The sequence below is a fragment of the Pseudomonas sp. 3A(2025) genome (genome assembly GCF_054589175.1).
On sequence record NZ_BAAILM010000101.1, the window covers coordinates 116,643 to 136,898 of the forward strand.

General features: G+C 61.1%; 19 protein-coding genes. 8 read left to right on the forward strand and 11 right to left on the reverse strand.

The window, feature by feature from the left end; genetic code table 11:
- Window positions 1-6 precede the first annotated feature (6 nt).
- The gene (locus ACYP2A_RS26405; protein ID WP_459748881.1) at window positions 7-627 is read right to left on the reverse strand and encodes a LysE family translocator; all 621 of its coding nucleotides are present in this window, start codon (window positions 625-627) and stop codon (window positions 7-9) included.
- A gap of 130 nt (window positions 628-757) precedes the next feature.
- Between ACYP2A_RS26405 and ACYP2A_RS26410 the strand changes: the two genes are divergently transcribed.
- The 3 genes from ACYP2A_RS26410 (at window position 758) to ACYP2A_RS26420 (ending at window position 2,513) form a co-directional block, all read left to right on the forward strand.
- Entirely contained in the window at window positions 758-1,351 is a 594-nt protein-coding gene (locus ACYP2A_RS26410) for a PAAR domain-containing protein (protein WP_459748882.1), read from the forward strand.
- Between the two features lie 162 nt (window positions 1,352-1,513).
- Complete coding sequence (locus tag ACYP2A_RS26415; RefSeq protein ID WP_459748883.1) at window positions 1,514-1,975, forward strand: hypothetical protein; 462 nt, start codon at window positions 1,514-1,516, stop codon at window positions 1,973-1,975.
- On the forward strand, window positions 1,968-2,513 hold the full coding sequence (locus ACYP2A_RS26420; protein WP_459748884.1) for a hypothetical protein: 546 nt from the start codon (window positions 1,968-1,970) through the stop codon (window positions 2,511-2,513). The genes ACYP2A_RS26415 and ACYP2A_RS26420 overlap by 8 nt, the downstream gene beginning before the upstream one ends.
- Window positions 2,514-2,598: 85 nt before the next feature.
- Here ACYP2A_RS26420 and ACYP2A_RS26425 read toward each other — a convergent pair whose 3' ends face one another.
- The 9 genes from ACYP2A_RS26425 to ACYP2A_RS26465 form a co-directional block, all read right to left on the reverse strand.
- A complete protein-coding gene (locus ACYP2A_RS26425; protein WP_459748885.1) occupies window positions 2,599-3,879 on the reverse strand; it encodes an OprD family porin in 1,281 nt (426 codons plus the stop codon).
- 114 nt (window positions 3,880-3,993) lie between these two features.
- Window positions 3,994-4,884 (reverse strand): aldose 1-epimerase, encoded by an 891-nt coding sequence (locus ACYP2A_RS26430; protein ID WP_459748886.1) that lies wholly within the window; start codon window positions 4,882-4,884, stop codon window positions 3,994-3,996.
- Window positions 4,885-4,901: 17 nt separating this feature from the next.
- A complete protein-coding gene (locus ACYP2A_RS26435; protein WP_459748887.1) occupies window positions 4,902-5,993 on the reverse strand; it encodes a mandelate racemase/muconate lactonizing enzyme family protein in 1,092 nt (363 codons plus the stop codon).
- Window positions 5,990-6,799, reverse strand: coding sequence for an NAD-dependent epimerase/dehydratase family protein (locus ACYP2A_RS26440; RefSeq protein ID WP_459748888.1), 810 nt, complete (start codon window positions 6,797-6,799; stop codon window positions 5,990-5,992). Before ACYP2A_RS26440 ends, ACYP2A_RS26435 begins: the two co-directional genes overlap by 4 nt.
- 16 nt (window positions 6,800-6,815) lie before the next feature.
- The gene (locus tag ACYP2A_RS26445) at window positions 6,816-8,108 is read right to left on the reverse strand and encodes an MFS transporter (RefSeq protein WP_459748889.1); all 1,293 of its coding nucleotides are present in this window, start codon (window positions 8,106-8,108) and stop codon (window positions 6,816-6,818) included.
- 104 nt (window positions 8,109-8,212) lie between these two features.
- Complete coding sequence (locus ACYP2A_RS26450; protein WP_459748890.1) at window positions 8,213-8,506, reverse strand: Dabb family protein; 294 nt, start codon at window positions 8,504-8,506, stop codon at window positions 8,213-8,215.
- Window positions 8,507-8,516: 10 nt separating this feature from the next.
- The gene (locus ACYP2A_RS26455; RefSeq protein WP_459748891.1) at window positions 8,517-9,926 is read right to left on the reverse strand and encodes an aldehyde dehydrogenase (NADP(+)); all 1,410 of its coding nucleotides are present in this window, start codon (window positions 9,924-9,926) and stop codon (window positions 8,517-8,519) included.
- Window positions 9,926-10,378, reverse strand: a complete 453-nt coding sequence (locus tag ACYP2A_RS26460) for a nuclear transport factor 2 family protein (RefSeq protein ID WP_459748892.1) — start codon at window positions 10,376-10,378, stop codon at window positions 9,926-9,928. Before ACYP2A_RS26460 ends, ACYP2A_RS26455 begins: the two co-directional genes overlap by 1 nt.
- Window positions 10,378-11,190 (reverse strand): RraA family protein, encoded by an 813-nt coding sequence (locus ACYP2A_RS26465; protein ID WP_459748893.1) that lies wholly within the window; start codon window positions 11,188-11,190, stop codon window positions 10,378-10,380. Before ACYP2A_RS26465 ends, ACYP2A_RS26460 begins: the two co-directional genes overlap by 1 nt.
- 171 nt (window positions 11,191-11,361) lie before the next feature.
- Between ACYP2A_RS26465 and ACYP2A_RS26470 the strand changes: the two genes are divergently transcribed.
- The 5 genes from ACYP2A_RS26470 (at window position 11,362) to ACYP2A_RS26490 (ending at window position 18,215) form a co-directional block, all read left to right on the forward strand.
- Entirely contained in the window at window positions 11,362-12,975 is a 1,614-nt protein-coding gene (locus tag ACYP2A_RS26470; RefSeq protein ID WP_459748894.1) for an IclR family transcriptional regulator domain-containing protein, read from the forward strand.
- Window positions 12,976-13,000: 25 nt separating this feature from the next.
- Window positions 13,001-13,957, forward strand: coding sequence for an alpha/beta hydrolase (locus ACYP2A_RS26475; protein ID WP_459748895.1), 957 nt, complete (start codon window positions 13,001-13,003; stop codon window positions 13,955-13,957).
- Window positions 13,958-14,124: 167 nt separating this feature from the next.
- Window positions 14,125-15,960 carry an ATP-binding protein gene (locus ACYP2A_RS26480; protein ID WP_459748896.1) on the forward strand — a complete coding sequence of 612 codons (1,836 nt, stop codon included), beginning with the start codon at window positions 14,125-14,127 and terminating at the stop codon, window positions 15,958-15,960.
- A gap of 132 nt (window positions 15,961-16,092) precedes the next feature.
- Complete coding sequence (locus tag ACYP2A_RS26485; RefSeq protein ID WP_459748897.1) at window positions 16,093-16,857, forward strand: response regulator; 765 nt, start codon at window positions 16,093-16,095, stop codon at window positions 16,855-16,857.
- 29 nt (window positions 16,858-16,886) lie between these two features.
- Window positions 16,887-18,215, forward strand: a complete 1,329-nt coding sequence (locus tag ACYP2A_RS26490; protein ID WP_459748913.1) for an ATP-binding protein — start codon at window positions 16,887-16,889, stop codon at window positions 18,213-18,215.
- 16 nt (window positions 18,216-18,231) lie between these two features.
- Here the strand turns inward: ACYP2A_RS26490 and ACYP2A_RS26495 are convergent, their stop codons facing one another.
- Entirely contained in the window at window positions 18,232-20,217 is a 1,986-nt protein-coding gene (locus ACYP2A_RS26495) for a TonB-dependent receptor domain-containing protein (protein ID WP_459748898.1), read from the reverse strand.
- Window positions 20,218-20,256 lie beyond the last annotated feature (39 nt).

Genomic DNA, 20,256 nt, shown 5'->3' on the forward strand with positions numbered 1-20,256 from the left:
GTCGACTTAGCGTTTGCTCAACGCCAGGCGCGCTGCGAACAGCATGAAAATCACGCCCGTGGTGCGGTCCATCCACTTGATCACCGCCGGCCGCTTCAGTACGCCGGCCAGTGGCTGGGTCGCGCCGATCAGCGCCAGCGACCAGATCAGCCCAAGCACCACATGAATGCTCACCAGCCCGAATGTCCACAGCACCAGCGGCTCGCCTTGCGGGATGAATTGCGGCAAGAACGACACGTAGAACACGCCGATCTTGGGGTTGAGCAGGTTGCCGAGCATGCCCTTGAGAAACCAGTTGGTTTGTTTGCCGGCTTCGTTTTCCACCGGCGCAATGTGCGTACGCGGGCGCAGCAGCATGTTCAGGCCCAGCCAGCACAGGTAGGCGGCGCCGCAGTATTTGAGGATATTGAAGGCCAGCTCCGAGACCGCAATCAAGGCGCCCAGACCAAAAGCCACCGCCGCGCCCCAGAGCAGGCAGCCGACATTGATACCCAAGGCGGCGCGCAGGGCCTGCTGTTTGCCTTCGACGGCGGCGGTGCGCAGGATCAGCGCGGTGTCCAGGCCGGGCGTAATGGTCAGAATCAACGCGGCGAAGGTAAAGGCAATCAGGTTATCGGCGATGGACATAACGGCGGTGGCTCGACGGGGTGCAATGGCGGCAGATTAGCATGGGGCCGCGTGTTCGCAGCGTAGCCAGATCCTTCAATTACTGCTGAAACGGCCTACATAAAACGCAGGGCCAGACGCGCAAGGATGCATGCCCCACGCATTCCTGAGCCTGACCATGATTCCCGTCTCCCGCTTGACCGACCAGCACGCCTGCCCTATCCCTTTGCATGGCCTGACCCCGCTGGTGTCCGGCTCGCCCACTGTGTACGTCAACGGCCTGCCGGTGGCGCGGATTGGCGACCGGGCCGGCTGCGGCGGCGGCATCGTCACCGGCAGCCACGATACCGTCGGCGGGCAGGTCCGCTTCGATACGCAAAACCTCGCGGTCGACTTCGCCCGACTGGGCGCCATCGATGCGCAGGGCAATGTCGATGAGCAAACGCTGCAAGCCTTGCTGGCTGATCCGCAGCTTGAGCAGCGCGCCCAAGCGGCCGGGGCGCTGGTGCAAGCCAACGACGCGCCCTTCCCGCAAGCGCCGGCTACTGATTTGCCGGAAATGATCGCCGTCGCCGGTAGCCAGCATGACAACAGCACCGGCAACAAGATGATGTTCATCGGTCAGGCGGGGCGGCAGTTGAGGGTGTTCAAGGAGCAGCATCCGGCACGGCCTCGTACGCTGGTGATTTTTACCCCGCATTACAGCGAAGCCATGCTGGAGGCAGCCAGGGAATCGGCCGGGTGATACACAGCCGACTTCAAGACACTCAGTACGGCGCAAGAACTGATCGACTACATCAATACGGGCCGGGATCGCAGCAGACACCCGGTCGCACAACTGGACCTGTTCAGTCATGGCATACCGCGGAGTATCGCCTTTGGTCATCACTTGGAGAATGAGGCCGGGATGTCGTTGGGTGTGGATAACATTCAGTTGATTGCCGCCAGTGCCTTTGCTCCGACGGCTCGGCTTACGTCCTACGCCTGTAGAACGGGGATGGGTAATCCGCAGGATATGGACATCGAAAACGCAGTACAGCTTAATCCGCAGCCGGAACTGAGCCTGGCGCAGCAACTGGCCGATCATTTGAAGCTTCCGGTGCGGGCGTTTATTACGCGGTCGGATTACAAGGAGACGTGGGGATCGTTTGCCGCGCGGCGGCTGGCCGATGCATGCACGGTTACGTCGCAAACCGTACCGAGTGAAGAATGGTGTGCGCAGTGGAAAAGCTCAGCAGCCGAACGAAAAAAGTCTCAGGTTGAAAAAGACTTTGCTTATCAAACCAGCGGTGCCTTGAACTCAGTAATACCCGGCACAACACCCCATGGCCCCGAAAAAGGCCTTATTGAGTTCAAGCCCAATGAATAAACCAGCGATGGCGGCTTCTTTGGTCTCTCTCGGCGCTCTGGTTTACCTGATGATGCCAACCCATTACACGACTGATATGGGTAACGGCGTTACCGTCTACGCCGACAAGTATGTCAACTCCGGTGAATGGGTTTACAACTGCCAGAAAATGTATCTGGTGAGCAGGATATCAAGACCGTTTCCCGTCCAGCATTTTCTTGATAACGCCATCCTGTCGAAGGGTCATATTTGGCTTAGTCCTGAGCTAAAGCACAGCGCGCTGGCGCTTATCGAAACAATTACCGAGATACCCGACTGGTACAGACCCTTGACGTACTCAGTCAGCGGACTCGGTGAAGACAGCTCTATTTCTTACCACTCCTATTGGCTAATAACGGAGTTCGAGAATAGACCCTGGGTGATTAGCGTCGGTCAACCTCACAGCCGCGTCGACAGGCACGATTACTACATCACCGCCAAACCCTACGATCCGGCCACCCACCGAACCTATGAGCGTGCCATGAGCGAAGCCCTGACCAGTTGCCCGAGACTTCAATAAATGCTCGAGCGTGTAGGCGCTCTTGCCGGAATGCCGGCAAGCGCGCTCCTACACGAGACAACGCTGCCGTATTCCAGAAAGCGCCTTACAACAACGGCAACGTATAAGAAACGATGAATCGGTTTTCATCGCGACGGCCGGTCGGGTCGCCGACCAGTTCCACATTGCGCAGCCGGAAGCTGAGGTTCTTCAGGGTGCCGCTTTGCACGGTGTAGGTCAGGTCGATATTGCGTTCCCACTCTTCGGCGTCATTACCCCGGTATTTGAAGTTGTCGCCGTGAACATAACGCGCCATGGCGATCAGGCCGGGAACGCCGACGCCGGCAAAGTCGAAGTCATAGCGCGCTTGCCAGGAGCGCTCCTGGGCGCGGTCGAAACGCAGTACTTGTACGGCGTTGGCCACCGCCGGCAGGTCGGTGTCATGCAGGAACGGCAAGGCGCTGTCACCGGCATTGTATTGGTAACCGAAGCGAAAGGTCTGCGCGCCGAGGTTGGCCGACAGCATCAGCGATGGCATACGGCTGTCGAGTTTGCCGGCCAGTTCGTCGCCGGCTTCCTGGGTGTAGAGGTAGTTGAGCTGCGCACCGAGTTTCCAGGCGCCGACCGGCTGGCTCAGGGTGCTGGTGAGCAGGCTTTGCTGGTAGACGTCCTTGAGTTCGCCTTGCCAGAAACCGACCGAGGCTTGCGGGCTGATGCGCCAGGTGACACCGCCGTAGTTGAAGCGGTCGCTTTCGACGCTCAGGTAGTTGCCGGTCTGCATCTTGCGCGAACCGGAAAACTCGCGGTAGTTGACCTGGCGCATCTGGCCGAAGTCCAGATCGACTTTATCGAACTCGCGAATGCCGAGCATGGCGCCCTCAAAGAACTGCGGCAGCAGCCGCGCGTCACCGGCCGACACCAGCGGGACTTTGGGGAACAGCCCGCCGACTTTCAGTTCGCTTTTGGAGATTTTCATCTTCACCGCCCCGGTGGCTTCGGAGTACTCATCCACCGAGCGCGGGTCGGCATTACGCGCGCCGCCAGCGCGGTTGTAGGCACCTGGCAACAAGGCCGTGCCGCTGCGCGAAGGTGACGAATCGAGCTTGAGGCCAAGGCCTGCATACACATCGAGACCAAAGCCGACCGGTCCTGGGGTATAGCCGGACTCGGCCTTGAAGATAAAGCCCTGGGCCCACTCTTCGAGTTTCGATTGAGCGGGCGCGGTGGAGTCGCGCAGGTCGTGGTTGTAGTAAAAGTTGCGGGCGGTGAGCGAGGCCTTGCTGTCGCTGAAAAAGTCGGCCTGGGCGGCGATGGGCAGGGTTGCCACAGCGATTGCCAAGGTCAGGGAACGTGGAGCAATGTGCTGCTTTTTATACGTGTTGGTCATGTTTTTTATTCTTCTTGAGGTGTGGTGAACCGTGTTTTTCAAGGCGAGCGAAACCGTCGCCGCAGACTTGGGGCGTGGTGAAATCAGGTTGTGCGACGCGTTATTTAGGCGGCGTCAGTCAGTCCATTCGAAGGTAATGTCACTGGCCAGGCTTTCCCCCGGCCCGATGACGCGAGTGCCGGTGCTGTCATTGCCCAGCCTTGAAGCCAGGTTGAAACCATTGGCCAGGTGCGAAACCGGCTCTACACACAGGTAATCGCTACCCGCCGGAGCAAACACCACCAAGTGGTCAAGCTCAGCGCCGGCACGGATGCGCAGTTGACCCTGTGGATAACTGACCAACGCTTCACCGCCCCACTGCGACAGGTAATCGGCCCAGGTCTCTGTGCTCCAGTCGTGCGGGGTGATTTCGCGGCGAATCTCACCTTCGGCCACGTCGCCGGTGGCCAGGTAGTCGGGGGCAATGACCCACTGCCGCTGACTGCGAAAGGCCACGCGCATCTGTGGATACGTTTGCAGGTAAGGATGCAGGCCGATTCCGGCCGGCATTGCCGAGTCGCCATGGTTGGTCAGCACCAGCCGCACGTTCAGCGTGTTGTCGGTCAGTGCAAAGTGTTGCTCGGCGCGGATCGGCCACGGCCAGTGCGCGCCGCGGTAGTCCAGGCTCAACACGGCGGCGGTTTCGGTGGCCGATTCCAGCGTCCACGGCAAGGTATGGCTGACGCCGTGCAACGTGTGCGGCACGGCGTCGGGATGCACCGGCAACGCATGGCGCTGCCCGGCAAAGTCCAGCTCGGCCCGGGCGATGCGGTTGGAGTACGGGATCAGCGGGTAGAGGCCGCCGCGCGGCCAGCTCAGCGGGTCGAACGGCCGGCTGGCGTCGATGGGCTTGAGCAACTCAAGCCCGTGCTTGCGCACTGACAGGCGCCCTGCCCGGCCACCGGACTCGGGCAGCAGGTGCAGGGTCAAGTGCTCGTTGTGCAGCATGACTTCAGGTTGTGCCATGGCCCTATCTCCTTCAATCAGGCGCGCCGAAAGCGCTCGAACACGGCCATGTCCATTTGCTGGCCAAGGCCTGCCGCTTGCGGGATGTCGAACTGATGACCGTTGCGCAGACCTTCGATGTCGTACAGCCAGCCCTCGGGCTCGACGAACAGGTATTCGATCTGTACAACGCTGGCCTGCGCTGCCGCCAGGTGCAGCGTGGCAATGAAGCCAGGGCCAAAGTACGGGCAGTGCGGCAGCACCGGAATGTCGTGCTGTTCGGCCAGGCGGGCGATGCGCAGGCATTCACTGATGCCGCCGACCTTGGTCACGCTGGGCTGCACCGAGTCCACGGCACCGGCTTTCAGAGCCTGCTCGAACTGGAACGCGGTGCACCAGTTTTCCCCAGCCGACAGCGCCACGCCGTGGCCGCGAAAGCTGTTGAGGGTGGCGAAATCTTCCGGCGGGAAAATCGGTTCTTCAAGCCAGGCCAGGTTGAGGTCACGCAGGGCCGGCAGCCAGGCACGGGTGTCGTCCACAGACCAACTGCAATTCACATCGGTGGCCAGGGGGACATGGTCACCGACCGCTTTACGGCATTCGGCGATCTCCGCCAGCGTAACCTCGTGCAGCTTGATGTCCTTGAAGCCCATGGCCAGAGCCTTTTCACAGATTGCCGGGGCGACTTCATTATCGGCGTAGCGCACCAGACTGGCGTAAGCCTGAATCTGCTGGCGCGGCTGCTCGGTGAATAGCTGATACAACGGCACGCCTTTGCGTTGCGCGGCCAGGTCCCACAGAGCGATATCGACGCCGGAGATGGCGAAAGTGGTCACCCCGTAGCGGCCGAACAGGTGCAACTGGCGCTGGGTCTTGAGGTTCCAGGCCGGAATATCGGTGATGTGCTGGCCGACCAGCATCGGCGCGATCAGGCGGTCGATGGTGGCTTTGGTGGCGTCAGCGGTGAAGTAGCCGAACGACTCTCCCCAGCCGACATGGCCCTGGTCATCTTCGATGCGCACCAGCACATTTTCCAGGGTGTGCCAGGTGGTTGGCGTGATGCCCTGCCCCTTGCCGCCATCGACGAACGGAATCTCGACGATAAAGGTTTCGATCTTGCGAATGATCATGACGGCTCCAGACACGTGACCAGCGGACTCACCGCATAAGCACCGCCGAGGAACTGGCGGCCCGAGGTGTTGCTGTCCATGGCGTCATAGCCCAGAAAGGCTGGCGCGAGAAAATCCCCGGCATGGTCCTTTGGCCGGTAGCCCAGTGAGCGCGCATGGTGGTTGCTGAAAAATGCCTGCGGGCAGTCCGACACGCCGTAGACCACGTCGTAGTTGATCGCCGGATGCTCCAGACCGATACGCACCAGTTGCTCCAGATCCCGGGCACTGGTCCACAAGCGCAGGCGACGGGCATCGCTGACCTGCGGGTCGGCATTACCGATACGCACCACCAGCACGCCCATGCCGGTGCGCTGGGCGAAGGTGGCGCAGGCGGCCTCGCCAAATACCTTGCTGATGGCGTAGTAGCTGTCCGGGGCGATGGGCAGGTCGTCGTAGACTTCATGAGCATCGGCCGGGTACTGCCCCAGTACGTGGTGGCTGCTGGCAAAGATGAAGCGCTTGACCTGCGCGCCAGCGGCCGCCTCAAGCAATTGCAGGGTCGCGTCATAGTTGGGTTTGACGGTGCTCTGGTAACGAATGTCAGTGCCATGAGCACAGGCAAGATGCAGCACGGCATCGACGCCCTTGACCGCCTCGACCAGATCCTGAGTACGTGTCAAATCACCGATGAAGGCGCTTTCGTTGTCGGCCAGATCCGCTATCGGCAGGCGATCAAACAAGCGCAGCGCGTAGTGCTTGCGCAACAGCGGGCGAAGCGCGGTGCCGACGATGCCGGCGGCGCCAGTGATTAAAAGGGTCTGCATGGAAGCTCCTGTTGGATCAGTGCGCAGGCGAAAAAGAGGGCGTCTGTTTGTTCTTCGCCTCACCGACGAAGAAGGCCACGATCAGCGCACCGACGATGCCCAGTGCGCCGGCCAGGGCGAAGCCGCTGGAGTAGGTGCCGGAGGACTGAATGATAAAACCGGTGGCGGTCGGCGCGACGATACCCGACAGGTTGGCGAGACCGTGCATGAAGCCGCCGGCAGTTCCGACCTGATGGTCCGGCACCGCGTCCTGGATCAGCGACCAGTAGGCCGGTGCAGTCAGCATCAAAAAGCCCACGGCCACGGTCATGACCAGCACGCATTGGGTCACGCTCTCGACCTGACCGGTCAGGGCAATGCAGAACGCGGCGATCAGCAGGCAGGTGACCAACACCACCTTGCGCGAGAACAGGCGTTTTTTCGTGCGCTTGTAGATGGTGTCGATCAGCACGCCACCGGCCAGAAAGCCCACGGTGCCGACCAGCCACGGCAGTGCGGTGACAATGCTCATGGCCTTGAGGTCGATACCCTTGGCGTCGATCAGGTAGCTGGGGAACCAGGTCATGAAGAAGTAAAGAATGTAGTTGTAGCAAAACAGCGAGATGCCGGTGACCAGTACCGAGCGCTGCAGAATGATTTCCAGTACCGGGGTGCGCGGTGCGTTCTCTACGGTGGTGACCGGCACTTCACGCTCGAAGTTGATCTCGGCCAGTTCCTCAGGCGTCACTTTCGGGTGCTCGACCGGCGTCGAGGTCGCCATGCGGTACCAGCAGATCGCCCAGATCACACCGACCAGAGCAATGATCACAAAGGCTGCACGCCAGCCTAGCCAGATGGCCAGAAAGCCGACGATGGGACCGGCCAGCGCGCCGCCCAGCGGGCCGCCAGCCTGGTTGATGCCAATGGCGCGGGCGCGTTCCTTGATCGGAAACCAGCTGTTCACGGCTTTGTTGGCGGTGGTCGATACCGGGCCTTCACCGACCCCGAACAGCGCGCGCACAATCAGCAACGACCAGAAGTTGAACGCCAGGGCCGTGGTGCCGCACAGCACCGACCAGAAGCTCATGGCGCAGGTGAGTACACGCTTGGGGCCATAGCGGTCGGCCAGGTAGCCGCCGACGAAACAGAACAGCGCGTAGCCGAAGAAGAAACTGCTGAAAATCATGCCTTTTTCAGAGGGTGTCAGGTGGTATTCCTGGGTAATGAACGGCATGGCAATGGACAGTGCAGCGCGATCCACATAGTTGATCACCATGGCGATGAACAACATCGTCAGGATCGTCCAGCGGTAATTCTTTTTCTTATGCATAACGGATCTCCGTCCGGCACATGTGTCATGCGCCAGTTATTGTTGTTGTAGTGTCTGTCGTCACGCCAGGGCAAGCCCGTTATCGGGCTGCCCCGTGTGCTCCGTCACTCGGTGTAATCGACCGCGGCCCACTCGAAGTAGGTTTTCAACTGCGTCACCAGCGCCACATGCGCCGGGTGTGGCAGGTAACGCTGTACGGCGGCGGCGTCATCAAATGTCGACTCCAGCAGGTAGTCCCAGCAGATAGGGCGATCCAGCTCGTTGGCCGACACGCGCCAGGCGCGGATGAAATCGATGTCCTTCTCGAGATCGTGCATGCCCTGCACCAGCGCCGCTTCAAGCTCGGGATTCTTTTCCAGCCCCGGCAGGCGGCGAAACATCACCAGATGCTTCATCATGCGCAAGCCCTCACTGATCCAGCGCCCACACGGGTGCGTCCTGCAGCGCCACCGGGCGCAGGAAGCGCTGCAGCGCGGCATAGCCCACCGAAGTGGTTTGCGGCTGGGTCGAAGCCGGCCACGGGCCACCATGCTGCTGCGCGGCGGTGACCGCCACGCCGGTCGGCACGCCGCCAAACAACACGCGGCCGGCGATCTTGCGCGCCGTGCGATAAATACTGCGCGCGGCCTCGTCGGCGTCTTCGAACCCCCACAGCGTGGCCGTCAGGGTGCCGCCGATGGCGTTGAGCACCTGATTGACCTGCTCTACCGAGGCAGCCCGCACGATCACCGCGCAGGGACCGAACACTTCTTCACGCAGCAACGCGTTGTCGATAAACGCCTGGGCGTCGATTTCGAACAAACGCGGGGCCGGGCCTTGTGTATCGGCGGCTGGCGTGAACAAGGCGCGAGCCTCGCTAGCCTGCTCCAGTTGCGCCACGCCATGGTCGAAGCCCTTGCGCATGGCCGGGGTCAACATGGCGTGGGTGGTCAGCGGTTGCAGCGCGGTGGCCAGTTGGTCGACGAAACGCTCACTGGCATCGTCCGGCAACAGGACGATCACGCCCGGGCTGGTGCAAAACTGCCCGCAGCCCAGGGTGATGGAGCCGGCCAGGGTCTTGGCCAGATTTTCACCGTCGCGCTCAAGAATGGCTGGCAATGCAATCAGCGGATTGATCGAGCCCAGCTCGCCAAAGAACGGCACTGGCACAGGGCGTTCGTTGGCCGCTCGCCACAGCGCGGTGCCGCCGCTGAACGAGCCGGTGAAGGCCACGGCGGCGATTTGCGGGTGCTGAACCAGATACGTGCCTGCGGCCCGCGAGGCGCCACCGACCAGCCCCAATAGCCCGGCGGGCAGGCCTTGGGCCTTGAGCACGCCTTGGGCAACGTCGAAGACCGCACGGGACAAGCGAGGGTGGCCGGAATGGGACTTGACCACCACCGGGCAGCCGGCCGCCAGCGCCGAGGCGGTGTCGCCACCGAGCACCGAGAAGGCAAACGGGAAGTTACTGGCCGAGAACATCGCGACCGGCCCCAACGGCTCGGACACACGGGTCAGGTGTGGACGACCGGCGGGCGGTGCGCCGGCAATCGCCGGGTCATCGACCGCAACGAACGGTACGCCATCGCGCACCTGGCTGGCAAAGCCGCGCAACTGGAAAGCGGTGCGCGCGACTTCGCCATTCAGGCGGCCGCTGCCCAGATGAGTTTCTTCATCGGCCAGGGCAACCAGTTGATTGAGGTTGGCTTCCAGCGCTGCGGCCAGGCCATCGAGCAGGGCTGCGCGTACGGTGGCGCTGGAAGTCGCCCAGAATTCGGCGGTGGCCGCGACGCCAGCGACGGCCTGGTCGATCTGTTGCAGCTCAGTATCGGCAGACATTATTGACCTCCGTTGGCTGGGCCAAGGTTGTAGCCTCGGCCGCTGTAGTCGAAATCGACCAGTTCGTTGATGGCCACTTCCTGATCGGCCGGCGAGGCGTAATAGGCGCGGATCTCTTTGATCAGGCCGGTCTCTTGATCAAAGATGTACCACTCGTCACCACGCAGGGCAGTGCCCAGCTTGCCTTTCCAGTGGGTCCACTCGATGACGGCTTCGTCGCTATCGTGGCTGACCAGGATCTTCTCGATAGTCCATTGCGAACCGAGGTTCTCGACGCACCAGACCCACTTGGCGGCGATGGTCTCGGCGCTGCGCCACGGCACTTCCGGCAGGCCAGCGGGGAAGTAATGCACGGCGTCCGGGGTGAAGCACGACACCAGTTTTTCGAAGCTGCCTTCGTTGCAGGCAGCGAAATAGCGGCGGATGGTCTGGGCGTGCTTGTGCTCGGCCATTATTGCTTCTCCTTGCTGGCGATGACGCTGGGGATTGGTCGGCGGCCCTCTGCAATCCACGCATGGTATTGAGCCACGGTGGCCGGGCTTGGCGGGTAGACGCCCCACAATGCTTCGCCGGAAGCGATGCGCATGGCCAGGTAGTTTTCCAGGTCGTCCTGCACCGAGCAGTATTCGGCGACTTGTTCGGCCAGGTGCGCCGGGATCACGGTCAGACCGTCGACATCGCCAACGATCACATCGCCCGGATACACCGCCACGCCCGCGCAACCGATCGGCACTTGCAGGTCGGCCACATGGTGGTAAGAGATGCGCGTGGTGGCGGTCACTTCCCGGGCATAGGCCGGCAGCGGCAGGCCGGCAATTTCACTGCCGTCGCGCAAGGCACCATCGGTGACGATGGCCCTGGCGCCACGGGCCAACAGGCGAGTGACCAGGATATTGCCGGCCGAGGCGGCACGCGGGTCGTTCTGGCTATCGATGACCAGTACATCGCCCGGCTGCACTTGCTCGACGCCCTGCCATTGCAGGTTGTCGCCGTTGGGCTTGGTGGTCATGGTGCCGTAGGTGTCGATGTCTTCACGGGCCGGAATGAAGCGCATGGTGTAGGCGCGCCCGGCGAACGGCTTGATGTCCTTGCTCAGCGCACGCAGGCCGACCAGCGCCGGCTGGCGAAAGCCCAGCTTGAACAACTGGGTGGTCAGCGACCCGCTGCTGCAGGTGGCCAGTTTGGCCAGCACGGCGTCGCTGACCTGCACCTGACGTTGAGAGGAATCCTGATGGCTGTCGGCGTAGTGATGGATCTCGGTCATTCTTGTTCTCCGGCTCGGTTCAACAGCCCTTAGCGCGATAAATTCCCAATGGGTGGGAATCGAAACAAGGCTTCAGGGCCAACATGAGAGCGATCCTAGAGACTGATTGACTTGGTGCAAACGGCGTTTATTCTGCGCCAACCGATCTGTTCCAATCAGTGGGAATTTCTTATGAGCACCGCCAGCGAAGGTACCGGAGCACTGGAAAAAGCCATGGATGTGCTGGAAGCCGTGGGCTCCAGCCCCAAGGGCATGTCGCAGGCCGAACTGGCCGAGCATCTTGGCCTGCCGCGTACCACGCTGTATCGGATCATTGCCACATTGATCGAGCGCGGCATGATCCGCCGCGACCCGGTGCGCAAGGTCTACCGCCTGGGGTTCCGCTATCTGGAACTGGTGCGCAACGCCTACCTGATGCCCGACCTGGTCGCGGCGGCCAGCTTCGAGCTACGTGCCCTGCGTGACCTGAGCGGTGAGACGTCTTATCTGGCGGTGCTGGACGGTGATCAGGTGATGTCGCTGGAACGCTGCGATGGCGCCCATACCCAGCGTTCGGCGGCCACCCTCGGGCAGAGCAAACCGGTGTATTGCACCGGTCAAGGCAAGGCGATTCTGGCCGCTATGGACGAGGCGGCACGCGAAGAGATTCTCAAGGGCCTGACCCTCACGCCGCTGACCCCGCTGACGCTGGTCGACCGACGTCGGCTCAACGCCGAACTGCGCATCACCCAGGCGCGGGGTTATGCCATCGACAATGAAGAAATCCGCATGGGCGTGCGCTGTGTCGCTGCTGCGATTCGCGATCATTCCGGCAAGGTGTACGGCGCGCTCAGTGTCGCGGGGCCGGCGTATCGACTGACCCTGGAACGCCTGGAGCTACTGGGCCCGGAGCTGGCCGAAGCGGCGCGCCGGGTGGGCGCGCAATTGTCGGAAACCACGATCAAGATCAACGACAACGCGCTGAATCTGGTCGAAGGTGCCTGGTCGTTCAACGGGGCGTTTCCGCGCTGGTGCGAGGTGCGTCAGGCGCTGTTCTGGGCCGATACCCTGGCGCCGGCGATCCGGGTGCTCGACCATCAGGGCGAGCGGGTCTTCGCCCGTTTCGATGCGCCGATTCATGGCCTGGAACTGCACCGCAACGGTCTGCTGGTCAGCCATGCTCAGGGCTGGTCGCTGCTCGACGAACACGGCAAGCAACAGCCGCTGGCGCACTGGCCGGGCAAGCCGCTGCTGGCGATGGCCAGCCACCCGGACGGCAGCCTCTGGGCCAGCCTGAAAACCGCCAGCGGCTGCACCTTGGGCGAACTCAACGCACAAGGTGAAGTGCGTACGGCCTGGCAGTTTCAGGAACCGATCGACAGCGTCTGCTGGGATGCCGAAGGCACCTCGGCCTATGCCGTCGGGCCGCAGACCGGCACGTTGTTCATCATGCACAAGGACTCGCCCAACGTACGCCGGCTGGCCACGCTGCCCAAAGGCTCGGGCAGGCTGAGCGGGCTGGCGCTGGACGATCAGGGCGGGGTATGGACCACCTTGCGTGATGGCTGGAGCCTGGTGCGTTTTGGCCCCGACGGTGCACTGGACCGGATGATCGGCCTGCCGGTGCCTGGCCCCACCGACCTGGCCTTCGCCGGCGCGGATAAAAACACCTTGTACATCACCAGCTCGCGCCACGAACTGAGCATGGAAACCTTGGGTAACGCACCGGCCTCAGGGCACTTGCTGAGCCTCAATCCTGAATTGCAGGGCATTACCGCGCATCGCTGCCAATGGGGCGTGCGTTGACTGTCTTAACTCAAAGGCCACACTTATGAGCAACGGGTTTATCGAACGTTTTGACCTCGACAGCGGCATCGTGGACTTTCTCGTCACCAGCCGCACGCTGGGAGCCAGCGACAATAGCCTGGCCGGTGGCCGCGAAGCGTTTTTGCGCGTGTGCCGGCACTTCACCCCGGCCATGCCCGAGGGCTGGGAAGTGACCGACCTGCCACTCGATGGCGTGCCTGTACGCGTATATATACCAGCCGCGCCAGCACCGCAGAATGGCTGGCCGGTGTTGTTGTATCTGCATGGTGGCGGCTGGGATCACGGCCATCTCGACACCCATGACTGGTTCGCTTATGCAATTGCAGAACGCCTGAACATTGCCATCGTCGCGGTTGCCTATCGCCTGGCGCCGGAGCATCCCTTCCCTGCCTCCCTGGACGACAGCCTGAGGGTCTGGCAGGCCATCGCGGCCGGCAGGCTGGATGCCGCGTTAGATACACAGCGCGTGGTGGTGGCCGGTGACAGCGCTGGCGGTTCGCTGGCCGCTGGTGTGTGCGTGGCTCTGCGCGATCAAGGCCTTGCACAACCACTGGGTCAGGCACTGGTTTACCCGGTACTGACGCCTCGCAGCCTGGAGCCCTCGGCCAGCCTTTATCACGATGCACCCTCGCTGTCGGCTAAGTCGCTGGCGGGTTCGTTGTCGCGGTATCTGCCAGAGGCAGTGCAGCGGGAAAACCCTTGGGCCATGCCGCTGCTGGCCAAGCGGTTCGACGGTTTGGCACCCGCGTTCATTGGCGTAGCGCAGCACGACATTCTGTACAGCGAATGCCTGGACTATGCCGAGCGGTTACAGACGGCAGGTACACCGACGACAGTGCATGTGGGGGCGGGCATGGTGCATGGCAGCTTGCGGGCGAGAGGTGTCAAAGAGGTCGAGGCGTTTTACGATGCGCTGGCGGGCGCGATTGCAGGCTTTGTGCAAATGCAGGAGTGCCGTTGAAGCGGCTGCCTGGCGGACAGGATCAGAGTGGCCGTTTCATACCATTGGATACACGAAATTTAAGGCATTTCGTACAAAGTTCAGCGCGCCGTTGCCCTTGCCAAGGGGCAGGATTGCAACCACTATCGATTTTCGAAATCTTGCCCGCGTATGGATAGAAGAACGACATGGCCCAGCTCAACCTGAAGAAATTCATGGCCGAACACTACAAAGGTGGCGTGACTGTTCGTGATGTTCTCCGTGAAGCGCTCACCAATGCCATCCACGCCGGCGCAAGCAAGGTTTACGTCAACCTCAATTTCTTCGAGAAAAACGGCGAACTCTTTCAGGACACTGACGAACGAAAGTTTCTTGAGCAAATCACCATCACCGACGACGGCGAAGGGTTTACCTCTGCCAATCTCCAGTACTTTGACGAGATTTGTACAAGCCATAAAGACAGTATTGGCGGCAAGGGTGTCGGCAGGCTTGCCTTTCTGAAATATGCCAATCAGGTTGAGATCCAGAGCCAGCTACAGGATGAACGGGTTGAGTTCAGCTACACACCCGACTTTCACCTTGATGACGTCAGGAAAACTCCGACATCCGGCATACGCGGTACGACCATCACCCTGAGCGACCCGCAGATAAAAATCAATACGCAAGTCGCCGGGCTGGTCAACTCGATTTGCGACGATCTACGCCTCCTGCTGTTTCTGAAATACCAGCAAGGCCATGTCATCGACCTGGTTTTCACTCATAACTCCCAGCAGCGCTTTGATGAGTACCATGAGTTCTCCGGAAAACACATCAAGGCCCTGAGTGAAAAAGTATTTGAGCAAGCCGGCGAGACTTTCACCTGTTACCTGTTCAGCGATGAACCGCCCAGAAAGGGCATTATTGCAATGCTCTGTGCCGATGAACTGTGTATTGAAGAGCACACCATCAGCAAGCGCTTCGATATCGCCCGGCATTTGATTTTTGTCACCTCGCCCTACTTGAACAAGCGCTCGAATATCGAGCGTCAACGTCTGGAACTGCCAAAAACTGACAGCGATGTTGATCTGGTATCCGCGATCAGCCGAGAAACACTCATCACCCTTATTCATCAAGCGTGCATGGCCATGATTAACGATGTGGCTCAAGGCGACATCGGACGGTTCCGGGAACAGAACATTGAAAAGCTGAAAAAATACTATCCGTTCATCAATATCGGCTCTCTGGGCGGCCATGCCGCCCTGCTGGACGCCGACGAAATCATAAAGCGCTACAGGGCTCAGCAGGCACGAAAAGAGGACAAACTGGTCGATGCACTCGAAGCCGGCAAGCCTGTTTCTCTGGATGACGTCTCTCATCTGGCAAGTGAGGATCTGGCGAGGTTTATTGTCCATCGCGCACTGGTCATCGACTCGTTGGCCAACATGCCGTCCGACAGTGCAGAAAAAGCGATTCATGAAGCCATTCTTCCAAAACGCTCCAATGGCTCAGACATCCGGGAAAACAACGTATGGCTGGTGGACGATAAGTTTCTTTCCTACTCCAGTATTTATAGTGACGAAACCCTGAGTGCTATTGTCAAGGATGTTGGTGAGGTCATCGAGGCAAAACAACACCGTAGGCCTGATGTGGCCGCGTTCTTCTCCAAAGACAGTTTGAGCCGCCCCAACAAACTGGTCATCATCGAATTCAAGAAACCTGGCGCAGACATTTTCGAAAACAACAAATCACTTACACAGTGTCGGCTGTATGCCAGTGAACTGATTGATCGAATCCCCACCGTCAGAGAAGTCTTCGCCTTCTCCATCGTCGATATTGATGATGAGTTCTACCGGGACATGAAGCAGACTGGCTTCAAAGATGTTTTTTCATTGGGTGAACGGGTGGTGTACCACGATTTTCTGATCGGCTCAGACAACAGCGTGCCACTGCACATGTATGTCATGCCATCGGCAGCTTTGATCAGGGACGCCAAAGCCAGAAATCGAGTGTTTGAAGAGGTTCTGCAATTCGACATGACCCGGTAGCTAACGCCCATAGATCCCGCCGCATTCAGATGCGTACCATTGCCGCAGTCGCGGCAAATCCCGACTGATGCGCTAGAATGCCGGCTCGTTAATGAGAATCATCTCCAAAGCCGCCGTCACTCAGGTCATTCGATGAGTTCTGCCCTCTCTCCCGCCACGCCCGCGCCACGCATTCTGGTGGTCGATGACCATCGCAAGATCCGTGATCCGCTGGCGGTGTATCTGCGTAGGCATCTGTTCGAGGTGCGCACCGCCGAGGATGCGGCCGGCATGTGGCAATTACTGGCGCAGCAGCGTTTCGATGTGGTGGTGCTGGATGTGATGCTGCCCGATGGCGACGGTTTCGAGCTGTGCCACAGCCTGCACCGGCGCGAGAATATTCCGGTGATTCTGCTCACTGCACGTGACACCAGCGCCGACCGGGTGCGCGGGCTGGATATTGGCGCCGACGATTATGTGACCAAGCCGTTCGAGCCGCGTGAGCTGGTGGCGCGGATCAACAGCCTGTTGCGCCGGCGTGGCGCGGTGCGGGTCGAGCCGCTGGCGCTGCCGGTCAGCGTCGATGCGCTGGAACATGAATTTGCCGGCATGTGTTTTAACGCCGGCACCGGCACGCTGGTGCGCGCGGACGGATCGGTGGTGCGTTTGAGCACGGTCGAGAGCCGGCTGCTCGGGGTGTTTCTTGCCCATCCTCAGCAGGTGCTCAGCCGCCAGCGCCTGATCGATCTGACCACGCGCCCCGGCAGCGAGGTGTTCGACCGCGCCATCGACCGGCAGATCAGCCGTCTGCGCCGCAAGCTTGACGATAATCCGGCGGTGCCGGAACTGTTGCGCACCGTGTGGGGCGACGGCTATGTGCTGGCTGCGCAGGTACAGACGCGCCGGCAGCCGGCATGAGGGTTTTGCAGCGGCTGTGGCCCAAGCGCATGGCCCATCAGTTGGGGCTGTTGATGTTGCTGGCGCTGTTGGCCTGCAACGTGGTGGCAATACTGTTTTTGCAACGCACCGGCGCCCTGCTGCATCCGTTGTCGCGCACGCTGGCATTGGAGCGGTTGATCACCGCCTATCACGCCGCCGAGGGACTGACGCCCGACAATGCGTCGCGCCTGTTAGCAGCCATGCAAACCCACGAAGCGCACTTTTGGGTCGCTAGCAAAGCAGTGGCCGATGCCAATGGCATGCGCCCGGAAGAACATCGGCTGATCGAGGACCTGGGCCAGCGCCTGACCTTTGCACCCGGCGCGTTGATTGGCATGCAACTGGAGCGCACCGGTGGCGGCAACGCCCGTGAGTGGCTGTTCACCGGTGCCGGCTGGGCGCCGTTGCGGCTGCGCACCAGTATTGGTCTGCCCAATGGCTTGTACCTTAATGCCATCCAGCACCCGACCGGCAGTTATGAGTGGAGCCGGATTCTCAGTTACAGCCTGCCCGTCACTACGATTCCGCTGCTGCTGATCGTGTGGTTTTTCATCCGCCGTGTGGTGCAGCCGGTCAACAGCCTGGCGCAAGCCACCGAGCGGGTCAGCCGTGGCGAATGGATCGCGCCGCTGCCGTTGCGCGGACCGCAGGAAGCGCGTGATCTGACCCACGCCTTCAATGTCATGCAGGAGCGCATTGCCCGGCATGTCGAGGGTCGCACGCGGATGCTGGCGGCGATCAGCCATGACTTGAACACGCCCATTACTGAACTGCGCCTGCAACTGGAAGTGCTCGACGACGGCCCGGCGCGTGACGACATGCTCGAAAGCCTCGATGAGTTACAGGCCATGGTCCGCGAAACCCTGAATTTTGTGCGTGGCGATGCGGTGCAGGAAGACACCGTGCGCATTTCGTTGAGTGATTTGCTCGATGATCTGGCACGACGCTATAGCAGCATGGGTCACGGCATCGGCTGGGTACGCGGGGCAGAGATTTTTTGCCGTTGCCGGCCGCTGGCACTCAAGCGGGCGCTGACCAACCTGATCGACAACGCCTTGCGCCATGCCGGTGATGCAACACTCAGTGCGCAGTTAGAGGCCGGTGGGGATATTCGTCTGGAGATTCTGGATCACGGGCCGGGCATCGAACAGGCGTGGTTGAGCCAGGTGTTCGAGCCGTTCGTGCAGTTGGGTGGGTCGGAGCATGGCCAGGGTGGCGGGCTGGGCTTGGGGCTGGCGATTGCCCGCTCGTGCATCCAGGCCCACGGCGGCGAGCTGACGCTGGAGAATCGCTCGCCGACGGGGTTGTGCGCGGTGGTGCGGATGCCTGGGGGCTGACGCCCCCGAGGGATTATCAGAACCGCACGGTGGTGCTTGCCCACAGAGTGCGGCCGTAGTTGACGTTGCCGTAGGTTTCGTCGTCCAGGCGTTTGTCGGTGACGTTCTGCAAGGCGGCGTTGAAGCTCAGGTTCTTGCTGAACGCATACGAGCCGCCGATATCACCGGTGGTGTAGGCCGGCGCCGCTTCTTCGGTGAGGGTGGTGCCGTATTCCTTACCGTAGTAGTTGATCGCCGCGTACAGGCCGATGCTGTCACTGAACTGCCAGTCGGCGCGCACGTTGGCTTTGCGCTCAGGCGTCAGCGCCAGCGGTGCACCGGCGTTGGCACCGCTCTTCTGCTCGGAGTCGGTGTAGGTAAAGTTGCCCTTGATCGCGACGGTATCGGTCACGTCCCAACGGCCATTGAGTTCCAGGCCCTGAATCACAGCCTTGTCGACGTTGACCCGCTCCATGACGGTGAAGCCGTTGTAGCGCTCGGTGGTGGTGACGGTCGACAGTTTGTCTTTGAAGTCGTTGTAGAACACGGTGGCGCCAGCCGACAGGTTGTCGCGGTTGGACCACAGTGCCGACAATTCATAGTTGGTGCTGGTTTCCGGCTTGAGGTCCGGGTTGCCAAGCATCGCGAAGGTGTTTCGGCGCAGCACCGCGTATCCCTCGATCACCGCTCGCAATTCCGGTGCCTTGAAGCCACGCGCCACGCCGCCCTTGAAGGTCCACTCGTCGGTAGCGTTCCACACGCCATAAATGCGCGGGCTGAAGTGCACGCCGTATTGTTCGTGGTGGTCCATGCGCAGGCCGGTGGTCAGCGCAAAGGTGTCGGTGACCGACCATTCGTTTTCGCCGAACAGGGCTTTCTGCACCACCGAGTACTCGTAGTTCTTGCGGTCGCCCAGTGCCTGGTTCCAGTCGGTCACTTGGGTGTCGTTCCACTGCAGGCCGGCGGTGGTGATGTTGTGCTCGGTGGGCATCACCAGCTTGGCGTCGAGTACGGTGTTTTCAACCGTTGGCTTACGGCCCAGCACGTCGCTCTGGGTTTCGCTGGCCAGGCCTTCGCGGCTGGATTTTTCCCAGGCCAGCGACACATCCGATGTCGCCCAGCCCCAACGGCCCTGGTGCGAAAGCGACAGGTGGTCGCGGTTGTTTTCCTGCTCGCGGGTCGCCCAGTTGGCGCTCAGGCCATCGCCGTTTTTCAGGCGCGTAGCGCCACCTTCCAGAAGAATGTCGTGGTCGACCGTCGGCGTGAAAGCCAGGCGTGCGGTGATGTCCTTGTGGTCGGCCTTGGTGTAGCCGTTGGTGATCTCGACGTCGTCATCGGCCTGGCGGTCCAGGTAACGACCCCAGGCTTGCAGGCCCAGAGTGTCGGTGATCAACGGACCGCTGAGGTAGAACTGGGTTTGCCGGGCATTGCCCTGATCGCTGTGCTGACGCGCCGAATAGTCGTAGGTGACCGAGCCGTTCCATTCGGGCGTGACCTTGCGGGTGATGATGTTGATGACCCCGCCGATGGCGTCGGAGCCGTACAGCGATGACATCGGGCCACGGACCACTTCGATTCGCTCGATGGCTTCGGCCGGCGGTACGAAGCTTTGCTCGTAGCCACGGTTGCCGTTGACCCGCGATTCGCGAGCGCTCTGGCGCTTGCCGTCGACCAGAATCAGGGTGTAGTCGGCCGGCATGCCACGGATCGAAATGTCGGTTTCGTTGGCGCTGCCGTTGACGGTCACACCTTCGACATCGCGCAGCGCGTCAGTGAGGTCGTGGAAGGATTTCTTGCGCAACTCGTCACCGGTGATCACGGTGATGGATGCCGGGGCCTGCTCCACGGTCTGCTCGTAACCGGCGGCGGTGACCACCACGTTGTCCAGTGACAGTACCTGGGGGTTGCTGGTTTGAGTCAGCTCCTGCGGCGGTTGGTCGGCGTAGACCTGGCCGCTTGCCAGCGCGGCCAGGGCGAGTTGCATCATCACAGCCGAAGGCCGCAGACGGAATGGAGAAGGCATGACAGACCCTTACGATTCATAGGTAAAAGAGAATCGTAT

Coding starts and splice junctions, on each gene's coding strand:
- ACYP2A_RS26405 (WP_459748881.1), bottom strand. CDS start 627: ATGTCCATCGCCGATAACCTGATTGCCTTTACCTTCGCCGCGTTGATT.
- ACYP2A_RS26410 (WP_459748882.1), top strand. CDS start 758: ATGCCCCACGCATTCCTGAGCCTGACCATGATTCCCGTCTCCCGCTTG.
- ACYP2A_RS26415 (WP_459748883.1), top strand. CDS start 1,514: ATGTCGTTGGGTGTGGATAACATTCAGTTGATTGCCGCCAGTGCCTTT.
- ACYP2A_RS26420 (WP_459748884.1), top strand. CDS start 1,968: ATGAATAAACCAGCGATGGCGGCTTCTTTGGTCTCTCTCGGCGCTCTG.
- ACYP2A_RS26425 (WP_459748885.1), bottom strand. CDS start 3,879: ATGACCAACACGTATAAAAAGCAGCACATTGCTCCACGTTCCCTGACC.
- ACYP2A_RS26430 (WP_459748886.1), bottom strand. CDS start 4,884: ATGGCACAACCTGAAGTCATGCTGCACAACGAGCACTTGACCCTGCAC.
- ACYP2A_RS26435 (WP_459748887.1), bottom strand. CDS start 5,993: ATGATCATTCGCAAGATCGAAACCTTTATCGTCGAGATTCCGTTCGTC.
- ACYP2A_RS26440 (WP_459748888.1), bottom strand. CDS start 6,799: ATGCAGACCCTTTTAATCACTGGCGCCGCCGGCATCGTCGGCACCGCG.
- ACYP2A_RS26445 (WP_459748889.1), bottom strand. CDS start 8,108: ATGCATAAGAAAAAGAATTACCGCTGGACGATCCTGACGATGTTGTTC.
- ACYP2A_RS26450 (WP_459748890.1), bottom strand. CDS start 8,506: ATGATGAAGCATCTGGTGATGTTTCGCCGCCTGCCGGGGCTGGAAAAG.
- ACYP2A_RS26455 (WP_459748891.1), bottom strand. CDS start 9,926: ATGTCTGCCGATACTGAGCTGCAACAGATCGACCAGGCCGTCGCTGGC.
- ACYP2A_RS26460 (WP_459748892.1), bottom strand. CDS start 10,378: ATGGCCGAGCACAAGCACGCCCAGACCATCCGCCGCTATTTCGCTGCC.
- ACYP2A_RS26465 (WP_459748893.1), bottom strand. CDS start 11,190: ATGACCGAGATCCATCACTACGCCGACAGCCATCAGGATTCCTCTCAA.
- ACYP2A_RS26470 (WP_459748894.1), top strand. CDS start 11,362: ATGAGCACCGCCAGCGAAGGTACCGGAGCACTGGAAAAAGCCATGGAT.
- ACYP2A_RS26475 (WP_459748895.1), top strand. CDS start 13,001: ATGAGCAACGGGTTTATCGAACGTTTTGACCTCGACAGCGGCATCGTG.
- ACYP2A_RS26480 (WP_459748896.1), top strand. CDS start 14,125: ATGGCCCAGCTCAACCTGAAGAAATTCATGGCCGAACACTACAAAGGT.
- ACYP2A_RS26485 (WP_459748897.1), top strand. CDS start 16,093: ATGAGTTCTGCCCTCTCTCCCGCCACGCCCGCGCCACGCATTCTGGTG.
- ACYP2A_RS26490 (WP_459748913.1), top strand. CDS start 16,887: ATGGCCCATCAGTTGGGGCTGTTGATGTTGCTGGCGCTGTTGGCCTGC.
- ACYP2A_RS26495 (WP_459748898.1), bottom strand. CDS start 20,217: ATGCCTTCTCCATTCCGTCTGCGGCCTTCGGCTGTGATGATGCAACTC.